This is a genomic window from Saprospira sp. CCB-QB6, assembly GCF_028464065.1.
Classification (GTDB): domain Bacteria; phylum Bacteroidota; class Bacteroidia; order Chitinophagales; family Saprospiraceae; genus Saprospira.
The window spans coordinates 3019532-3037801 of record NZ_CP116808.1 but is presented as its reverse complement, the minus strand read 5'-3'; the positions used below and the strand labels follow the sequence as shown (position 1 = coordinate 3037801).

Here is an 18270-nt window from a genome sequence, read left to right as displayed (position 1 = left end):
GAGCCCTGACACAGCCCGACCTGAGCGAAGCGAGGGGCAGCCCCAAAAAAATAATCTTTGAAACAGATCAGCAACAAACAACTGATGAACAAATTATATTATCCAAAAGTATTTATCAAGCCGGGGAAAGAGAGCGCTATTTTGCGCAAGCACCCTTGGTTATTTTCTGGGGCCATCAAGCGCATTGAGGGAGAGGTAGAAGATGGTGATATTGTAAGCCTACACCGCAGCAATGGAGAGTTTTTGGCTATTGGGCACTATCATCATGGCAGTATTGCGGTGCGGGTATTTAGCTATGAGCCTTTGGCTCCTGATGCTGATTTTTGGGCGCAAAAATTTGCTCGGGCTTGGAAAGTTCGACAAATTGAGGGTTTGGACCAAGACCCCAACACCAATTGTTTTCGCTTGGTGCATGGAGAGGGCGATGGTTTGCCGGGTTTGATTATTGATTTTTATGCGGGTACGGCTGTTTTTCAGGCGCATTCTATTGGGATGCACCGTTGCCGCAATGAAATTGTGGAGGCGCTCAAGCGTTGTTTGGGGGATAAACTTCAGGCTGTTTATGATAAAAGTAAGGCGAGTTTGCCTGCGCTCTATGCGCAAGAATTGGAAGATGGCTTACTTTATGGCGAGGCGGAAACGGGCTTAGCTGAAGTATTGGAAAATGGCCATAAGTTCGAGGTAAACTGGATTACGGGTCAAAAAACGGGCTTTTTCTTGGACCAGAGAGAAAACCGGGCGCTTTTGGGGCATTATGCCAAGGGCAAAACGGTATTGAATGCCTTTTGTTATTCGGGAGGCTTCTCTATCTATGCGTTAAAAGCGGGTGCGAAGCGGGTAGATTCTGTGGATGTTTCGGCTAAAGCGATTGATTTGCTCAATAAAAATGTGGAAATTAACGGTCTAGAGGGAGAAGCTCATCGGGCTTATACTCAAGATGTGCTCAAGTTTTTGCAACAATCGGAAGAAAAATATGAGGTGATGGTCCTTGACCCTCCGGCCTATGCTAAAAGCCTCAAAAAGCGCCATAAGGCGGTACAGGGGTATAAGCGTCTCAACATTGAAGGGTTCAAGAAGGTGGCTCCGGGTGGTTTATTGTTCACCTTCTCTTGTTCTCAGGTGGTAGATGAGCAGTTGTTTTACAACACGATTACCTCTGCGGCCATTGAGGCGGGTCGACAGGTGCGGGTATTGCGTCGTTTGAGCCAGCCTGCGGATCATCCAGTAAGCATGTTTCATCCGGAAGGGAGTTACCTTAAGGGCTTGCTTTTGCATGTAGAATAAAGCGGCAATGTGCTGAACTTGAAAAGCTAATAGATTCGATCTATTAGCTTTTTTTTTTACCTTCAGAGCCTAAAACAATTTAACTTTCCCCCTATGAAGTTCCCTATTCTGCTTTCCCTTTTTGGTCTTTTTCTCTTGACCTCTTGTACCTCTAGTCGAGTCATTCGTCCTTTAGAAAAAAAGCAAACTGCTTTTGGGGCGGATGTATCCTTATTGAGTACTAGTCCCACTGCTCCTATTATCAATATACAGCTGGCCCATGGGTTGAGTAAAAGCACAACTTTTTATTCTGGCATTAACTTCAGCAGTATTTTTACTGGCGTTTTTATGGCTGATCTTGGTTTTTTATATGGTCTTTGGCACCCCAAAGCTTGGCGGCCAGGTTGTAGCATTTCTCCTCGGATTAGTGGTCACTTTAGCTCCCATTATTCAGTGCTTACAGCCATACAACCCGAAGCGGACCTCAATTTGTATTGGGAATATCTCAATAGAGAGAAGAGCGCCAAAAATTTTCTATTTCTCAATATTAGGAACTGGTTTGAGGTAGAAAAAGGTAGAAAGTTTCTTCCCAATGGCTATCGTCCAATCATTTCTTTTGGCCATCGCTGGCAAACTGAAAAAATGCAGTTAGGCGTAGAAGCCCGTTATATGCATGGCAACTTCGATGCGGCAAATTATGATGTTGGAAACGCCAATAATACCCTTGGGATGATGTTTACTGTGGTCCGTTTATTTTAATATTTTGGTCTCTAGCGTGTTGTAGCAAAATGCGCAGCTCTAGAGGGCAAAAAAAGAGCGCACTCTCTAGAGAGTGCGCTCTTACATTTTGGTTCAATTGCTTAATCTAAAGCGGGTAAAATTTTGCCTGTACAGGGGCCAAAACCTATGCGAATACCTGCGGCATTGTAGCCATAGCCAGAAAGGCTTAGTTCATCGCCATCTTGGAGGAACTTGCGTTGGCTACCGTCGGGCATATCGATAGGGCGGGTACCTCTCCAGCTTAACTCTAGCATAGAGCCGTAACTGGAGGGCTCCTTGCCTGAGATTGTTCCAGAGGCGCAGAGGTCGCCAACTTGTACATTACAGCCATTTACGGTATGATGGGCCAATTGCTGGGCCATATTCCAGTACATGTATTTAAAGTTAGATTGGCAGATTGTTTTCTCTGCTCCGCTTGCTGTTTTGAGGCTAACTTCTAGTTCAATATTGTAGTTTTTCTTGCCTTCATATTGGAGGTAAGGGAGTACTTCTGGATCTTGTTCTGGTCCTTCTACGCGCATATCTTCAAAGGCGTCTAGGGTAACCACCCAAGGAGAAACAGTAGAAGCAAAACTTTTGGCCAAGAAGGGGCCTAGGGGCACATACTCCCATTTTTGGATATCGCGGGCGGACCAGTCATTAAAGAGGAGGAGGCCAAAGATATAATCTTCGGCTTGGGCTGTGTTTACACTCTTACCCAAGGGATTTTCTTTACCGATGACAAAAGCCATTTCCAGCTCAAAATCGAGCAATTTACAGGGGCCAAAAACGGGATTTCCTTCATCGGGTTTTTGTTGGCCTTTGGGGCGGTGAATAGCTGTGCCTGAAACCACAATAGAAGAAGCGCGGCCATGGTAGCCTACAGGCAGATGTTTCCAGTTGGGGAGTAGGGCATTATTGGGATCGCGGAACATCGTTCCTACGTTAGTAGCGTGTTCAATAGAAGAGTAGAAATCGGTATAATCGCCTACTTTGACGGGCAGAAGCAGTTCTACTTTATCGAGAGAAAAGAGGGCTCGGGCGCGGAGTTCGGCATGTTGGGCCATTGCTTGATTATCTTGAGCAAAGATTTCTGCAAGGCGGAGGCGGAAGGCCGAGGTTTTGGCTTTTCCGAGAGCCATAAAATCATTGATATAGCGCTGGCTAAAGACAGCTTTATCGAGCTCCATATCGTCAAAAAGGCCCAATTTGGCTAATTGTTGTAGGTCAATTACGGTATCTCCGATAATTGTAGCCATACGGGCTTCAGACTGTTCTGTTTTGAAGATACCAAAAGGGAGGTTTTGGATAGGGAAATCGCTGTTTTGCTTGACGGGCAACCAGCTTTTTAGCTCTGCTGCTATAATAGAAGCCATATAATATTTTTAAATGAGTTTGTTGAATAGGGTCTAAGCTATAAAAAAAAGGGGAAGCCACAAGGCTTCAAAACTTAATTTTATCCAAAATTTGGGCAGGCTGGGCGGTTAATTGGCCTAGCGATGTGGAGGGGTGGCCCAAAGGGCCAGACCCAGCGGGCTTAGCCCGCGCAGGGCCGAGCGATTAGCGAGCCCCGAAACGTAGCGCCCGCAGCTTGCTGCGGGAGGCCCCAAAAAAATAAAAAAGCCCCTGTAAAGAACAGAGGCTTTTATGGAAAGGGCTAAAATTAGCCACCAAAGTCGTCAAAAGAGATATTTTCTTCGGGCACACCTAGGCTATCTAGGGTATCTACCACAGATTTGTTCATCATGGGAGGGCCGCAGAAATAGTACTCAATTTCTTCTGGTTCTGGGTGATTTTTGAGGTATTGCTCGTAGCAAACGGGCATAATAAATCCTCTAAAGCCATCCCCTTCGGCATCGATATTTTCTTTGACTTGCCAGTTATCTTCGGGCAAGGGGTTATCGAGGGCCACATAGAAGCGGAAGTTAGGAAACTGCTTTTCGATTTCGCGGAACTGCTCGATGTAGAACAATTCGCGGCGGGTACGTCCACCATACCAGAAAGACACCTTACGGTCTGTCGTCTTGAGGGTGTGGAAGAGGTGGAAGAGGTGAGAGCGCAGGGGCGCCATACCGGCACCACCACCGATGTAGACCATTTCCTTTTTGGTAGGTTTGATATGGAATTCACCGTAGGGGCCTGAAACGACTACCTTATCACCAGGTTTCTGGTTAAAGATATAAGAAGAGCAGACACCGGGGTTAATATCTTGGTAACCGTCCCATACGCGTTTGCCGTCTACTTGCTTAAACTTGAAAGGCGGCGTAGCGATACGGATATTAAGCATTACGATATTCCCTTCTGCGGGGTGGTTAGCCATAGAGTAGGCTCGGAACTGCGGTTCATCGTTCACCATTTTGAGGTCCCAAAGTTTGTAAGTATCCCATTCTTCTTGGAACTTATTGGGGTCATCGCCATGGTGTTCGGGATGCGCTTCGATATCCATATCTTTGTAATCCACAGTAATTTTGGGTACATCGATTTGGATATATCCACCTGGATCGAAGTTCATCTCTTCGCCTTCGGGGAGGCGTACCACAAACTCTTTAATAAAAGAGGCTACGTTATAGTTAGAAACAACAGTACACTCCCATTTTTGGATACCGAAGATTTCTTCGGGGACACGGATTTCCATATCGCCGCGTACTTTTACTTGGCAAGCCAAGCGCCAGTTATCTTGGGCATCTTTACGAGAGATGTGGTTAAGTTCGGTAGGGAGAATATCTCCACCGCCAGCATCTACTTGACAGCGGCACATGGCACAAGTACCACCACCACCACAGGCAGAGGGGAGGAAAACACTTTGGCTAGAGAGGACACCGAGGAGAGTTCCGCCGGGTTTAGCCTCAAACGTTTTCTCGCCATTTACCTTAATCTTGACATCTCCTTGAGGGAGAAGTTTTTTACGGGCAGAGATCAATCCGGCAGACATAAAAAGGATGAGTACCGAAAAGACAACGACTGCCAGTATGATAGGAATAATAATTTCCATGAGGTCAGCTATTTTTTAATTCAGACGAAAATCGCTTTGATTAGTTAAAAGCCGCGGGATCAATACCCATGAGGCTCATAAAGGCAAGGCCCATTAGGCCAGTAAGGATAAAGGCCATTCCTAGACCGCGGAGAGCGGGTGGGATAGCAGCTGTTTTGAGTTTTTCGCGGATAGCGGCAATAGCTACGATAGCGAGAAAGAACCCAACACCAGCACCGAGGCCAAAAGATACAGAAGTACCAAACTCATATTCTCTAGACACCATAAAGAGTGATCCACCGAGGATAGAACAGTTTACGGTAATGAGTGGCAGGAAGATCCCCAGCGAGTTGTAGAGTGATGGGGAGACCTTTTCGATGATCATTTCTACGAGCTGTACCATAGAGGCGATAACAGCGATAAAGAGGATCAAGCGTAGGAATACGAGGCTTACACCTTCTACGATAGCTCCATCTTGGAGAATATATGTATTGAGTAGCCAGTTGATAGGCACGGTAATACCGAGTACAAAGATAACGGCGAGGCCAAGACCGAAGGCTGTTTTTACAGTTTTCGATACGGCTAGATAAGAGCACATTCCTAGGAAGTAGGCTAGGATCATGTTATCGATAAAGGCCGCTTTGATAAATACGTTCAACGCATCCATGATAGTTGAATATTATTAGCGTTTGGAAAAAGAGGTTCAGATCTAAGATACATCGACAAGTTTGGGGTTCAAGCTACGCTGAATCCAAATAAAGATGCCGATAATGAAAAGAGAAGCTGCGGGTAGCACCATCAAGTTGTTGGCGATATAAGCTTCGGGCATAATTTTCCAGCCCATAAAACTTCCTTTTCCAAAAAGTTCGCGTACGATAGCCATAGCGACAAGCACTACACCATAACCGATACCGTTACCGAGACCATCGAGGAAAGAGCGCCAAGGTTTGTTGGCCATAGCGAAGGCCTCGAGGCGTCCCATTACGATACAGTTGGTGATAATTAGACCGATAAATACGGCCAAGCTTTCGTAGGCGCTATAAGCAAAAGCACCAAGTACAATCTCTACTACCTGTACGAGACCTGCAATAACGAGAAGTTGGACAATCATACGGATTGAACCAGGGATGCTATTGCGGAGCATCGAGATAATTAGGTTAGAGAAAGAAGTTACAAAGATAAGGGCTACAGCCATGATTAGCGAGGGATAAACCTGAGAGGTTACCGCTAGGGCCGAGCAGATACCTAATACCTGTACGGTAATAGGGTTATTATCGTTAAGAGGGTCAGTCAGTAGCTGACGTTCCTGCTTACCGAAGGCAAAGGCGGGCTCTTTCTTTTCCGCCTCGGCTACATTTTGTGTATCCTGAGCCATAATGCTAAAAATTTAAACGAATTAGATCAAATGCAATTTAGGGGAGCGTTTTAGCGCTGTCCGATTGCTTTACTATCGGCACCATTAAGGCCTTTGATATAGGGCAAGTAATTGCCGATACCGCGCTGCATCATTTCAGACACACCGTCACAAGTAACCGTTGCACCAGAGATGGCCTTTACTTGATATTCAGGATGTTTGATATTTTTCTTTAGCACTTGTACAGACACATATTTACCTGCTTCGTCAAAGATCTGCTTATTTTCAAATTGGGCTTTGAAATCAGCATTATCTTTAATTTCGGCACCAAGACCAGGAGTTTCTCCTTTGTGGTCAAAGTTTACCCCTGCCACTTGCCATTTGTCGGCATATTCTAGTGCTACATAGCCCCAGATTTTATCCCAGAGTCCGTTTCCACGAACAGCAAGTACATGATAACTTTTTCCTGCATCTCCCTCATACTTATAAATGGGGTAAACGCGATTTTCAGGAGCGAACTTCTCTTCTGAGGCCAAGTCAATATCAGCAAGTTTGCTATATTTTACACCTTGGCCACGCTCATTGAGTTTGTCTAAAGCAGCTTTAATTTCTGCTTCAGATTCTGCAGCAGATTTCTCTTGAGCAAAGAGAATTTCTCCTTTAGCATCTAAAATAGAGATTTTCACTTTTTGGTCAAAAACAGCCTGCACATCAGCCGACATATCTTGGCCTGGGATACAACTAAGAATTGCTTTTTTCTTAGCTGTTTCTTTGTTCTTCAAGAACATAGGGTTCAAACTATTGAACAAGAGCGAAAGCACAATGGCAATAACTCCAGTTAGCTTGAGCACATACAAATAGATTTGAGTATTACTTTGCATATTCCTTCGCGCGTTTCAATCGTTTACTAATATTTCCTTCTAGTACGTAGTGGTCTACCAATGGCGCAAAAACGTTCATGAGTAGAATCGCAAGCATCCATCCTTCAGCATAAGCGGGGTTCATCACGCGGATGACCATACCGAAGAAACCGATCAAGAAACCATAGATAATTTTACCACGGTTTGTTTGAGCAGCAGTAACGGGGTCAGTTGCCATAAATGCCATGGCAAATAGCAAACCGCCCATACCAAAGTGCTGATACCAAGGTACATTCATAAATACGGTAGCATCCCAAGCATTGAAGATCATTCCAGTGAGTGCTGTACCAATAACGAAAGAAAGCATCACTCTCCAGCTAGCTACTCTAGTGATCAACAAGAAGATAGCACCAAAGATAATTGCAGGCTTAGAAGTTTCACCGATACAACCAGGAATTCCGCCCATCCACATCTGCAAAGCAGAATACTGAGAAAGAATACCTCCAGTTACTTCGCCAGTGGCAGCATCTACCTGCGCCCAACCTTGTGCAGCACCAAGGGCCAAAGGAGTAGCTCCAGAATAGCCCGCTACAAAGGGTGTTCCCTGCACAAAGGTACTCCATCCAGCAGCCTCAAAAATAGGATTGAACATAGTGTGTGCCCAGTAGTAATCAGCTACTTTAGTAGCTCCATCTTCGGCTAAAGCCCAAGCAGCAACCCAAGGGCCATCCCCTGAGATTTCTGTAGGATATGCAAAGAAGATGAATACACGAGCCAAAAGCGCTACGTTCAATACGTTCATCCCTGTTCCGCCAAAAGCTTCTTTACCAATAACCACAGCAAAAGCTACGGCCAAAGCCAACATCCACAAAGGAATATCTGGGGGCATGATTAAAGGAATAAGCATACCCGAAACCAAGAAGCCCTCTTCTACAGCATGACCTCTACGGGCAGCAAAGTAAAACTCAATTCCAAGCCCTACTACATTAGCAACAATAACAATAGGAAGCAATTGTACCAAGCCAAAAACAAGCTTGAGGTGAAAAGCTTCAATAAAACCTGTATGAATACCAAGAGCAACAAAGTGCTGATGGCCAATATTAAAAGTTCCTACCAATAGGCAGAGTTGTAAAGCAATCACTACATGAAACATAGTGCGCTTCAAATCCATAGCATCACGAATGTGCACCCCTTTTCCCTTGGTCGTCAAGTTTGGCTTGAACATAAAGGTAAAAAAGGCATCATAAGTAGCATGAAGAAACTGATTCTCCTTGCTAGGCTCAATCCGTTTCCAGAAGTCTATTAATGCCATAACAAATTAGTTCTTATTTAGGTGGCTGAATCCAACGTTTTATAATCAAACCCTACTGAGCACGAAGCTCATCTAGGCCTTCTCTCAAAATTGCTTGCAAAGGTTGCTTAGAAGTACATACATACTCACAAATAGCAATATCCTCCTCACCAAGCTCTAACAAACCAAGACCTTCCATTTTTTCAAAGTCTTTGGCCAAAATGGCACGCATTACATGCTGAGGATAAATATTCATGGGCAAAACGCTTTCATACTCCCCTGTCATCACAAAGGCACGCTTCTCTCCATTCGTGTTTGTATCAGGTACATAATGAGTGCCCGGGAAAAATCCACCAGGAAATGTCCGTGAACGTGTGGGGTGCCCCGTCTGAGGAACTAACCAACCAAACAACTCATAATAATTACCTTCTTTTACTACAGATAACTGATCATCATAAAAACCCAAAAAGCTATCTCGCTCCACCTGCTTACCAGACAAAAGATCACCAGATACAATGCGGATGCTGCGCACCTCTACCATTTTCTCCTCTTTCTGTCCCTCAGCATTACGTACATAAGCTTTTTCTGTAGTCATATCATCTGCCATGCCTTCCAATAAAGCAGCAATGTTTACCCCCTGATGTACACGAGCATAATAGCCCTCTTCACCTGGCAACTCAGCACCACCTACAGCAATGACTCTAGACGTATCAAAAATACCTTCCAACAATAACTGACCAATCAAAAGTACGCCATGTACATCTGTATGCCATACTACTTGACCATTCGGAAGTACTGGGTCTACATGATGAATGTGTACCCCTACATTACCCGCAGGGTGTTGCCCCTGAAAATAATGTACCTCTACACCTTCTACCTCATCAGCTTTCAAGAAAGCATCAGACGGCTTCTCCGCAGCTAAAGCATTTACCCCCAAATGTACCTTGCTACCAGAAAGCATAGCCAAAGCCTCCAATCCTTTACGGAAAGCAGCCTCTTTGCCTGCTACAGACAAATTAGCATCAGAAGCCCAAGGAGCCGTATCAAATGTAGAAATGAAAATAGATTTTGGTGTCATGCTAGGATCAGCAACTACATCAAACGGACGCTGACGCAAGAAAGGCCATGCCCCACTCGCCGTCAAGAAATCAACTAAGTCGGCACGACTAGCCGTATCCAAATTAGGAACATCCTCATGCTTGTGGTATTGCATTCCCTCTTTGTCAGCCAAAATAACCAACTCATTGATCGAACGCTTCTCCCCACGACGCAACTCAATGAACTCTCCGCTCACTGGTGCAGCATAAATAATCTCAGGATGTACCTTATCGTAAAACAAGGGCTCCCCTGCCTTAACAGTAGCCCCAATCTCTGGCATCACCTTAGGAATAGGCGACATCCCCACAAAATCTTTTGGCTTTAATGCATATGTAGCCGATCGCACTTCACGAATGCCATCCTGGCCCAATGAAGGCCCTCCTGCCAAGTTTACATCAAAACCACGGCTGAAACGCTTTACTGTCGCATCATCCGGTACATACTCCCCCTTTTTTTTACCCAAACCTAACAAACTCTGCAGGTTCGTGGGCAAAACGGAGTAGTCGCTGGTGTCTTCCCCAGCTTGGCTGGCCGTTACCTTCAACAGCCCCTCTCCTAGCGTCAATAGCGTAAAGATGAATAACACCAACACTATCGCAATGATAATTCCCCAGGTCATGTAATTGTCAAAATTTTATTTCAATCCAATAAAAATTGTGTATCAAGCCCTTATATTAAAATATAGCTTTCATAACTTTGTTCATGGCTTTTCTCCGCCTAAAGCTGCGCAAAACTACCAAATCTAAGGCGTCCAAAAAAATTTAAATTCCTTAGTTTTGTAGCCGAAATCACAGTTTTTCCATATTAGTGACCGACTTTGCGCAAATATATAATTTACTATCGCATTCTTTAGCCCCACTTTTAGCTTTTATTAACCTCTATTTTTATTTAGAAGAAGTCTAAATTACTTTACATTATGTCAACCCCTATCCAACTACTCAAGAAACATAAAATCCGTAATACGCCCATCCGAAGGGCTATCCTAAATGTCTTTATCCAAAAAGACTATGCCCTCTCTCACGCCCAAATAGAAAAAGCCCTCAACGGCCAATTCGACCGCGTGACCCTCTACCGAAACCTCAAAACCTTTGAGCAAAATGGCCTGCTCCATCGCGTCGCTAGCGAACAAGACAGCATCCAATATGCCCTCTGCCAGGATAATAGTTGCCAAAAACATAAACATAGTGACGACCATCTGCATTTCCGCTGTAATATATGCGAACGCACTTTCTGCCTCAACCATACCCCCATCCCCCCTATCCAACTCCCCCAAGGCTTTAGCGCCCAAGAACAACAAATTTTAATCATCGGGCATTGCCCCAATTGCCAAGACTAATCAATAGCTTATGTTTATTCTCAATATCACCCATAAAGTAGATCCCGATATCCTCCAAGAATGGAAGGACTGGATGCATCAAGAACATATCCCCGCTATCATGGATACTGGCCTCTTTACCAATTTCCAATTTTCTAAGGTCCTCTTCCCCAGAGATGAAGAAGGCGCTAGCTTCGCTATCCAACTCCACTGCCAAGAACTTCGCCTCCTCCAACGATTCCAAGCTAAGTTCTCCAATGACTTCCACGCCCAAATGGCCCAAAAATATGGCACTAAATGCCTCTCTTTTCGTACCGTTCTCGAACTTCAACAAAATTCCTAATCTATGGCTATCCTAAATATTCCCGACCAGAATTTCCAATCCAATAACCCTAAGGAAATTCAAGATTTTCTGGCCCAAAAAGGAATCCTCTTCGACCAATGGCAAGCTAAAGAAAAACTTTCCCTCCAAGCTAGCCAAGAAGAAATCCTCGCCGCCTACGAACATGTCCTCCAACCCTATATGAACCAAAATGGCTATAAGGTGGCCGATGTAATCAATATCAATAGCGAAACCCCCAACTACCCCGCTATCCGAGCCAAATTCCTCGATGAACATACCCATACCGAAGATGAGGTCCGCTTCTTCGTCGAAGGCCAAGGCCTCTTCTGGTTCCACCTCCCCAATGCCCCCATATTTAACGTGCTTTGCCAAGCCGGCGACCTCATCTCAGTCCCCGCCAATAGTAAACATTGGTTCGATGCCGGCAAAGATAATCCCTCGGTCAAAGCCATCCGCATTTTTATCGATATGGAAGGCTGGGTGCCCCACTATACCGGCAGCAATTTAGCCCAAAAATATGCCGCAGAATAAGTTTTTTATTTGGGGCCTCCGCTGCGGCTTCGCCTTGCGGCGGTTACTCCCTTTGGTCGTCGAACTGCGGCCTAAAGGCCTTGTTGTCGTTGCGCAGCTCGCTGCTTTTTTTGGGCCTCCGCCTCGCTACGCTCGTCGGCGCTACGTTTCGCAGCTCGCTATTCGCTCGGCCCTTCGCCGCTTTCAGCGGCTCGGTCTGGCCTAACGGCCACTGCTCCACATCGCTAGGCCGCTCCACCCACTTCTTTGCTTTTAGCCCCCCTTTTCAGCCCCCTTTGCTGTAGATTTTTACAGTTTGCAGGCGGCAAAGCCGCCGCAGGCTGAGGGATGGACAGCAGGGCCGCCAAAGGCGGCAGACCGAGGCGCTGAAGGCGCCGAAGGGCCGAGCGAACAGCGAGCTGCGAGACAGCCCGACCCGACCGAAGGGCGGGGCAGCCCCAAAACCTTTTCTATATATAGGTCCTAAATGCCCAATAGCCATGTTCCAAAATGATCCAAGCACTGCGCTGCACAGCCCCTACCCTATCCATTTTGCTCAGGCCGATTTTCAAGCACTCAAGGAGCAAATAGAAGGCGGAAATTATGGGCAAATTTTCGTCCTACTCGATGAAAATACCCAAAGAGATTGTTGGCCCATTTTGGCCCCCATCCTAAGCCCTTACTCGCCCCATTTGCTCCAAATCCCCGCCGGTGAGGACCATAAAAACCTCCAAACTTGCCAAAACCTCTGGACCCAACTCCTCCAAAAAGGCGCTCAGCGAAATAGCCTGCTGATCAATCTGGGCGGTGGCGTCATTGGCGATATGGGCGGCTTTGTGGCCGCTACCTTTAAAAGAGGTTTCGATTTTATCCAAATGCCAACTAGCCTGCTGGCCCAGGTAGACGCCTCTGTAGGCGGTAAACTAGGCATCGATTTTCAAGGACTCAAAAATGGGATTGGCCTCTTTCAATTCCCTAAAATGGTCCTGATTTATCCCCCCTTTATCAAAACCCTCCCCCCAGCAGAAGTCCGCAGCGGCTGGGCCGAAATCCTTAAACATAGCCTGATTGCCGATGCCCAAAGCTGGCCCCAACTTCAAGAAATGCCCCCCCTGCAAGATATGGACCGCTGGCAACAAATTATTGCCCACTCTATCCAGATTAAGGACCATATTGTGGACCAAGACCCTCAAGAAAAGGGCCTCCGAAAACTACTGAATTTTGGACATTCTATCGGCCACGCCCTAGAAAGCCTGAGCTGGAACAGCCCTCAACCCCTCCTGCACGGAGAAGCCGTGGCCCTCGGCCTCCTGGCCGAAGCTTACCTCTCGGCCCAATACCTCCAACTCCCCCAAAAGGAATTGGACCAAATTGAGACCGCTATCCGTCCCCTCTACCCAAGCTTCCCCCTCGCTCAAATCCCCCCCAATAGCTTCTTCCCCCTCCTTCGACAAGACAAAAAAAATGAAGGTAAAACCCATAGTTTTACCCTCATTTCCGCTATCGGCCAAGGCCAGTTTAATCAAAGCATTCCCTATACAGAAGAAGACCGTATTTGGGAAGCCGTGGCTTTTGCTTTAGGGGGTTAGGCAGTTCTCTCTTCAGACAAAAGTCCTTGCTACCTAAATAAAGTAGCAAGGACTTTTTTTTGATGGCCTACTTATCCCAATTCAATATAGCCGCAGCCAAAGTCCTCAACTCTCCCTCCGTATTTTGCCAAAAGTTGAAAGAATACAACTCCAATACCCAATAGCCCTCTTGAGCTAAACGATTCTGGGACTCTACCGCCGATAAATAATCGCCTGAAGCTTGCTGTTTCATCCAACCATCCAATAAAAGGACTAAGGGTTTTTCTCCCGCTCGACTAGACTCTACCAATAAGTTGGCCCAAACGCCCTCTACTTTCTGATTGGCCAGCAAACGCTCCTCATCAATATAACGCCCCAAATAGCTTTTGAGCGCCTGACCAAAACTAGGAGCTGGCAAACTCAAGGCCTTGGGCTGCATCGAATAAGCAGCAGCCGATTGTCCCCTAAAACTACTCAAAGGTAACTCCCCTACACTCCATTGCTGAGCCCCCAATTGCAACAAACGACGGCTCCGCTCTGCAGGCATTTGCTCCCCAGATTCTAAAAGGACCAATTCAAAATGCGCCAAACGCTCTGGCAAAAATTCTTCTAGCATGGCAGGCGTAGCAATGATTACTGGAGACAACTGATGTATGCGCTCCCAACCCAAAGTCTGTATTAACGCCCCCAGGCTTTCATCCTGCCAAATTCGGCTCCCTTGCGATAAAGGCAACTTATTGTTTTTCTTCCAATCCTGACGTAATTCTTCATTCCGCAAAGCAACATTCTTGCGGGCCGCCTCTCTCAAATGAGGCTGCAAGCTGCGCTCCTGCTCCAATAGGTCCTGCAAATCGGTCCTTGCCGAAGGCAAGGCCAATGAATAGGTGGCCGATAAATAATTGTAGTAATACCAGCTCTTAAAAGCCGTTTCCCATGACTTAGGACGACTAGCAATTAAAGCCTTGAGCAACTGCCGCCCCCGCTTGCCCAATAACAACCAATGCTTCCGCCAGCGATAAAAAGCTAAGAAGTTGGGCAACTCCTCTTCTATGGCCAATAGTTGCGCAAAGCTATCTCGCAAGAATTGCTCTCTAGCTGCCAAAGAATCAGCCGCTACGCTAAAGCGCTTTTTAAAGAAAGGCAGGGCGTTCAAGCCCTCTAAGGCTTCTAACAGACGGTCCTCTAAACGCTGCAATTGCGATTTCCGATCCAAAGGCAAGATAGAACTCAACGCTAAGGCATTGACCTTCTCCCGCATTTGCTTGGCTAAGCGCTGACTCCAATGCTGCGCCTGCTTTTCAAACTCCTGAATGTGCTGATAGAGCGCATTCAAGCTGTTAAACTGCCTCATTTCTTTCAGCTCAAAGACAAAGTATCGCTTGCTATCATAAAGCGATAACAATTGCTCGTATTCCTCGGCAATTTGCTGCTTGGCCGCCAAAAGTTGCTGATGACGCTTAGAAAATACAGACATCAGGCGCAAGCGATTGCTATAACCCGCTCTATTTTCCCCAAACTCATCGCCATATACCTTCTCATAAATGGCCATCATCTCCTGCAGACGATCCAATTGCCTACGCAAGGCCATCGCATGCTGCTGATGATGCAACAATAACTCATCATAGTAGGCATCCAAAAAGCTGCTATAATCCAAATGCAACTGACGGAACTCCTCCGTTTTCCAGGGCAATTCCTTTTGCAAAAGCTGCTCCGCTTCTAGCTCTGTATTTTCTAAAAAGAGCTCATCTCTCAACTGACTCAAAGGGTGGGCTAAGCTCCGAATTGGCGCAAAAAGCGCCTCCTGCTCCCTAATTGCCTGCAAGAGTTCCTCAAACTCTTTGGGACTAAAGATATAATCTTCCTTTTGCAAGATTCTCGACAAAAATTGCTTGCCTTCTTCCTGCTGATAGCCCAAATAACGGCCCAACATCTGGCTCCAATCTTCGCCCAATAAGCCCTCTTGGCCCAAAGCCTCCTGCCCCTGATCCAATTTATGCAACTGCAAAAGATATTTTTGCAGCTGCAACTGATAACTCGCCTGATCCTTATCCGATTGCTTTTTGGGTTCCTTGGCCAAGAGCTCAAACAGTTGCGCACGAGCCTCTTCTTTGTTCTTCCACACCCAAGCAGGCGCAGGCAAAACGCCCTGTTCCAAAAACTGGTTCTGATAGGCCTCTATCCGATTCAAAGGGCAAATGATAAGGGCATTACCCCCATCGGCCAATAGGCCCGCAATAGCAGCAATAGGCAAACGAGGCAGCCCAACAGTACTCTGCAATTGCTGAACGTTCTGGCCCTTGAATACCGCCTGCAATAAGCTGCGCTCAGGCCCACTAACGGGCAGCGCAGCTAGCTGGCTATGCCAAATAGGCTTGGGACAGCCCTTCAAACCTATGGGTAAATCACTATCTAACTGCTCAAGCTGCTCCAATTGACCCAATATTCCCGCCCAATAAATGGCATTCTTGGGCCGCTCCTCCTCCGCCAATTGCGGATGTGGACAAGGGTATAGCTTAGGCAAGCCCGGTGCATCCAAACCCAACTTCTCCGCCAACTGATTTAAGGCATCTAGTAAAGTTTGGGCCTTGAGCTCCTCTTTTGGAGGCAAAATTTCTTCCCAATCTAGCTTAAAGCGACTAATCAAATAGTTCTGTAATAACTCATTATACTGTAAAGCCGAAGCCGAGTCATAAGAGAGCATCCAATGCCTTGGATCCCCATCTCCAGCCTCCTCCAGTTGCAACTCCCAGATAAAAATGGGGGCCTGCACTAGCTGCCCCAAATCCTCATCCTCTAAAAGCAATAAAGGAAAACCCAACTGCAGTTTCTGTTGCTGATTAGCCAAGCTACTAAAACGCTCCTGCATAGCGGCAAGCCTTGCTTTTTCGGTACTTTCTAGCTGCTTATGCTGCCGAAGGTCCAAACCAAACTCAAATTCCTTTTGCTTGAGCAATTTAGCCAATAAACGCACGGGCAATTCTGCCCCCAGGGCATTTAGTAACCATAAATCCAATTGCCGCTCATCTAAGGGCAATACATTGAGTTGTTCAAGGGCCTGCAAAAGGAGCTGCTTGCTAGAAGAAGTATCTGTGGGCTGCGACATAGAGATATAAATTATGTTTGCTCTAAAATAATCAAGTCTACTGAATTTGATAATTTTTTTCCCTACGCTCTTTTTCTTTCTATTCTAGCCCTCTTTTCTTTAAGTGTATTTCTTTTTGGGGCTGCCCCCTCGTTCCTTCGGGGTCGGGCTGTCTCGCAGCTCGCTAATCGCTCGGCCCTTCGGCGCAAAGCGCCTCGGTCTGCCGCCTTTGGCGGCCCTGCTGCCCATCCCTCAGCCGTTCTGGCCTGCGGCCAGTAGGTCCTAGCTCCGCCTAGCCTCCCCTGTTGTTGTTTTTATGGCTTTCTAGCTCGGCTGATGGTCCTATTTTCTCCCTTTATAGACTTCTGACTTCCCTCATAAAGCCAATACATTAGTTTTGCTACATTATTTCTCTAGCCAATGCGCTGATGCAGTTGTTTTACTACATTATTTTTCCAGCCAATGCGCTGGGAAGTTCTATCAGACCATTTTTTTTCCAGCTAATGGTCCAATACAGTTGTTTTGCTACATTATTTTTCCAGCCAATGCGCTGGGAAGTTCTATCAGACCTTTTTTTTTCCAGCCAATGGTCCAATGCAGTTGTTTTACTACATTATTTTTCCAGCCAATGCCCTGGGAAGTTCTTTCAGACCATTTTTTTTCCAGCTAATGGTCCAATGCAGTTGTTTTACTACATTATTTTTCCAGCCAATGCCCTGGGAAGTTCTTTCAGACCATTTTTTTTCCAGCCAATGGTCCGATGTAATGGCCAGTACTAGTTGGGGTTGCTCCAACTATGGTATTTGGTCCCAACTGGCCGTAGGCCAGAACGGCCTAGCGATGTGAAGCAGTGCGGCGCAGCCGCAGACCAAGCGGGCATAGCCCGCGCAGGGCCGAGCGAATAGCGAGCTGCGCAACGTAGCGCCGCAAGGCGAAGCCGCAGCGGAGGCCCCAAAAAAAAGCCTCCTAAAGAGGAGGCTTTATATCGTTAGGTCGTTTTTGGTGTAGGGGGTTTATTTTTGGACCAAGCTAGGTAGAGGCCGATAAGGACAAAAGGGATCGACAAGATTTGTCCCATGTTAATCAAGGCATCTTCTCCAATTCCTTCATTGATTTTGGTATACTCCAACAAGAAGCGATCAAAGAAAAGGAGGGCAAAGAAAACCCCGAATACTTGTCCTTCTAGGACTTTTCCGTAGCGTTTTGCGTAGTACCAAAACATAAAGCCAAAAATGGCTAGGTAGCTAATAGCCTCATAGAGCTGAGTAGGATGTCTGGGCTCCATGGGATCTCCATCATGGGGGCTCATAAGTCTAAATTGGAAGGCCCAGGCTAGATCAGTGGGTTCTCCAACAATTTCGGAGTTCATGAGATTGCCCAAGCGGATAAACATACCTGCAAGGGGGACCACCACCGCCAATTTATCGAGGTACCAGAAGATTGATTTCTTTTGTTTGCGGGCCAAAAGCAGCAAAGCGGCTGTAATACCAAAGGCGCCGCCATGGCTGGCAAGGCCTCTAAAGCCTGTAAACTGGAACTCGGGTTCAAATTGTACAGGCAAGATTATTTCTAGTGGGTGTTGAGAAAAGTACTCCCAATCATAGAAAATACAATGACCAAGGCGGGCGCCTAGGATGGTTCCGACTACCACATACATAAGAAATTGGTCCAGCAACTCGGGTTTTTCTCCTTCTTTTTTGACTAGTCTAAGGATAATTATATAGCCGAAGATAAAGCCTAGGGCAAAGAGGAGCGAGTAATAGCGGAGTTCAAAGCTTCCGAGGCGGAAGAGCACTGGATCAGGGGACCAGGGAATATAATTGAGTAGGAAATTCATACGGGCAGGTTTAAAAATA

The 18270-nt window shown here is 46.3% G+C and carries 15 protein-coding genes; 6 read left to right on the top strand and 9 right to left on the bottom strand.

From position 1 onward, the window contains the following. Window positions 1-84 precede the first annotated feature (84 nt). Both PPO43_RS11680 and PPO43_RS11675 read left to right on the top strand, forming a co-directional pair. A complete protein-coding gene (locus tag PPO43_RS11680) occupies window positions 85-1284 on the top strand; it encodes a class I SAM-dependent rRNA methyltransferase (RefSeq protein WP_442985457.1) in 1200 nt (399 codons plus the stop codon). Window positions 1285-1377: 93 nt separating this feature from the next. Further along, window positions 1378-2022: a hypothetical protein gene (locus PPO43_RS11675; RefSeq protein WP_272617971.1), complete on the top strand. Its 645-nt coding sequence runs from the start codon at window positions 1378-1380 to the stop codon at window positions 2020-2022. 101 nt (window positions 2023-2123) lie between these two features. Here PPO43_RS11675 and fahA read toward each other — a convergent pair whose 3' ends face one another. The 7 genes from fahA to nqrA form a co-directional block, all read right to left on the bottom strand. Further along, window positions 2124-3398, bottom strand: a complete 1275-nt coding sequence (fahA, locus tag PPO43_RS11670; RefSeq protein WP_272617968.1) for a fumarylacetoacetase — start codon at window positions 3396-3398, stop codon at window positions 2124-2126. Between the two features lie 287 nt (window positions 3399-3685). Then, entirely contained in the window at window positions 3686-5014 is a 1329-nt protein-coding gene (gene nqrF / locus PPO43_RS11665) for an NADH:ubiquinone reductase (Na(+)-transporting) subunit F (protein ID WP_272617966.1), read from the bottom strand. Between the two features lie 40 nt (window positions 5015-5054). Next, window positions 5055-5660 carry an NADH:ubiquinone reductase (Na(+)-transporting) subunit E gene (gene nqrE / locus PPO43_RS11660; RefSeq protein ID WP_272617964.1) on the bottom strand — a complete coding sequence of 202 codons (606 nt, stop codon included), beginning with the start codon at window positions 5658-5660 and terminating at the stop codon, window positions 5055-5057. 42 nt (window positions 5661-5702) lie between these two features. Continuing rightward, window positions 5703-6368, bottom strand: a complete 666-nt coding sequence (locus PPO43_RS11655; RefSeq protein WP_272617962.1) for an NADH:ubiquinone reductase (Na(+)-transporting) subunit D — start codon at window positions 6366-6368, stop codon at window positions 5703-5705. Window positions 6369-6418: 50 nt separating this feature from the next. Continuing rightward, window positions 6419-7228 (bottom strand): NADH:ubiquinone reductase (Na(+)-transporting) subunit C, encoded by an 810-nt coding sequence (gene nqrC / locus PPO43_RS11650; protein WP_272617960.1) that lies wholly within the window; start codon window positions 7226-7228, stop codon window positions 6419-6421. After that, window positions 7218-8519, bottom strand: coding sequence for an NADH:ubiquinone reductase (Na(+)-transporting) subunit B (locus tag PPO43_RS11645; protein WP_272617958.1), 1302 nt, complete (start codon window positions 8517-8519; stop codon window positions 7218-7220). Before PPO43_RS11645 ends, nqrC begins: the two co-directional genes overlap by 11 nt. A 52-nt stretch (window positions 8520-8571) precedes the next feature. After that, on the bottom strand, window positions 8572-10215 hold the full coding sequence (nqrA, locus tag PPO43_RS11640; protein WP_272617956.1) for an NADH:ubiquinone reductase (Na(+)-transporting) subunit A: 1644 nt from the start codon (window positions 10213-10215) through the stop codon (window positions 8572-8574). Window positions 10216-10512: 297 nt separating this feature from the next. On the opposite strand from nqrA, the gene PPO43_RS11635 reads away from it, so the two are divergent. From PPO43_RS11635 to aroB, 4 genes are all read left to right on the top strand, one after another. After that, complete coding sequence (locus PPO43_RS11635) at window positions 10513-10932, top strand: Fur family transcriptional regulator (protein ID WP_272617954.1); 420 nt, start codon at window positions 10513-10515, stop codon at window positions 10930-10932. Window positions 10933-10942: 10 nt separating this feature from the next. Then, window positions 10943-11254 carry a DUF4286 family protein gene (locus PPO43_RS11630; RefSeq protein WP_272617952.1) on the top strand — a complete coding sequence of 104 codons (312 nt, stop codon included), beginning with the start codon at window positions 10943-10945 and terminating at the stop codon, window positions 11252-11254. A gap of 3 nt (window positions 11255-11257) precedes the next feature. Continuing rightward, window positions 11258-11785 (top strand): 1,2-dihydroxy-3-keto-5-methylthiopentene dioxygenase, encoded by a 528-nt coding sequence (locus tag PPO43_RS11625; RefSeq protein ID WP_272617950.1) that lies wholly within the window; start codon window positions 11258-11260, stop codon window positions 11783-11785. 479 nt (window positions 11786-12264) lie between these two features. Continuing rightward, window positions 12265-13353 carry a 3-dehydroquinate synthase gene (gene aroB, locus PPO43_RS11620; RefSeq protein WP_272617948.1) on the top strand — a complete coding sequence of 363 codons (1089 nt, stop codon included), beginning with the start codon at window positions 12265-12267 and terminating at the stop codon, window positions 13351-13353. Window positions 13354-13420: 67 nt separating this feature from the next. On the opposite strand, the gene PPO43_RS11615 is transcribed toward aroB, so the two are convergent. Further along, window positions 13421-16435 carry a DNA helicase gene (locus tag PPO43_RS11615; protein WP_272617946.1) on the bottom strand — a complete coding sequence of 1005 codons (3015 nt, stop codon included), beginning with the start codon at window positions 16433-16435 and terminating at the stop codon, window positions 13421-13423. Between the two features lie 967 nt (window positions 16436-17402). Then, the gene (gene lgt / locus PPO43_RS11610) at window positions 17403-18251 is read right to left on the bottom strand and encodes a prolipoprotein diacylglyceryl transferase (protein WP_272617945.1); all 849 of its coding nucleotides are present in this window, start codon (window positions 18249-18251) and stop codon (window positions 17403-17405) included. Window positions 18252-18270: the final 19 nt, after the last annotated feature.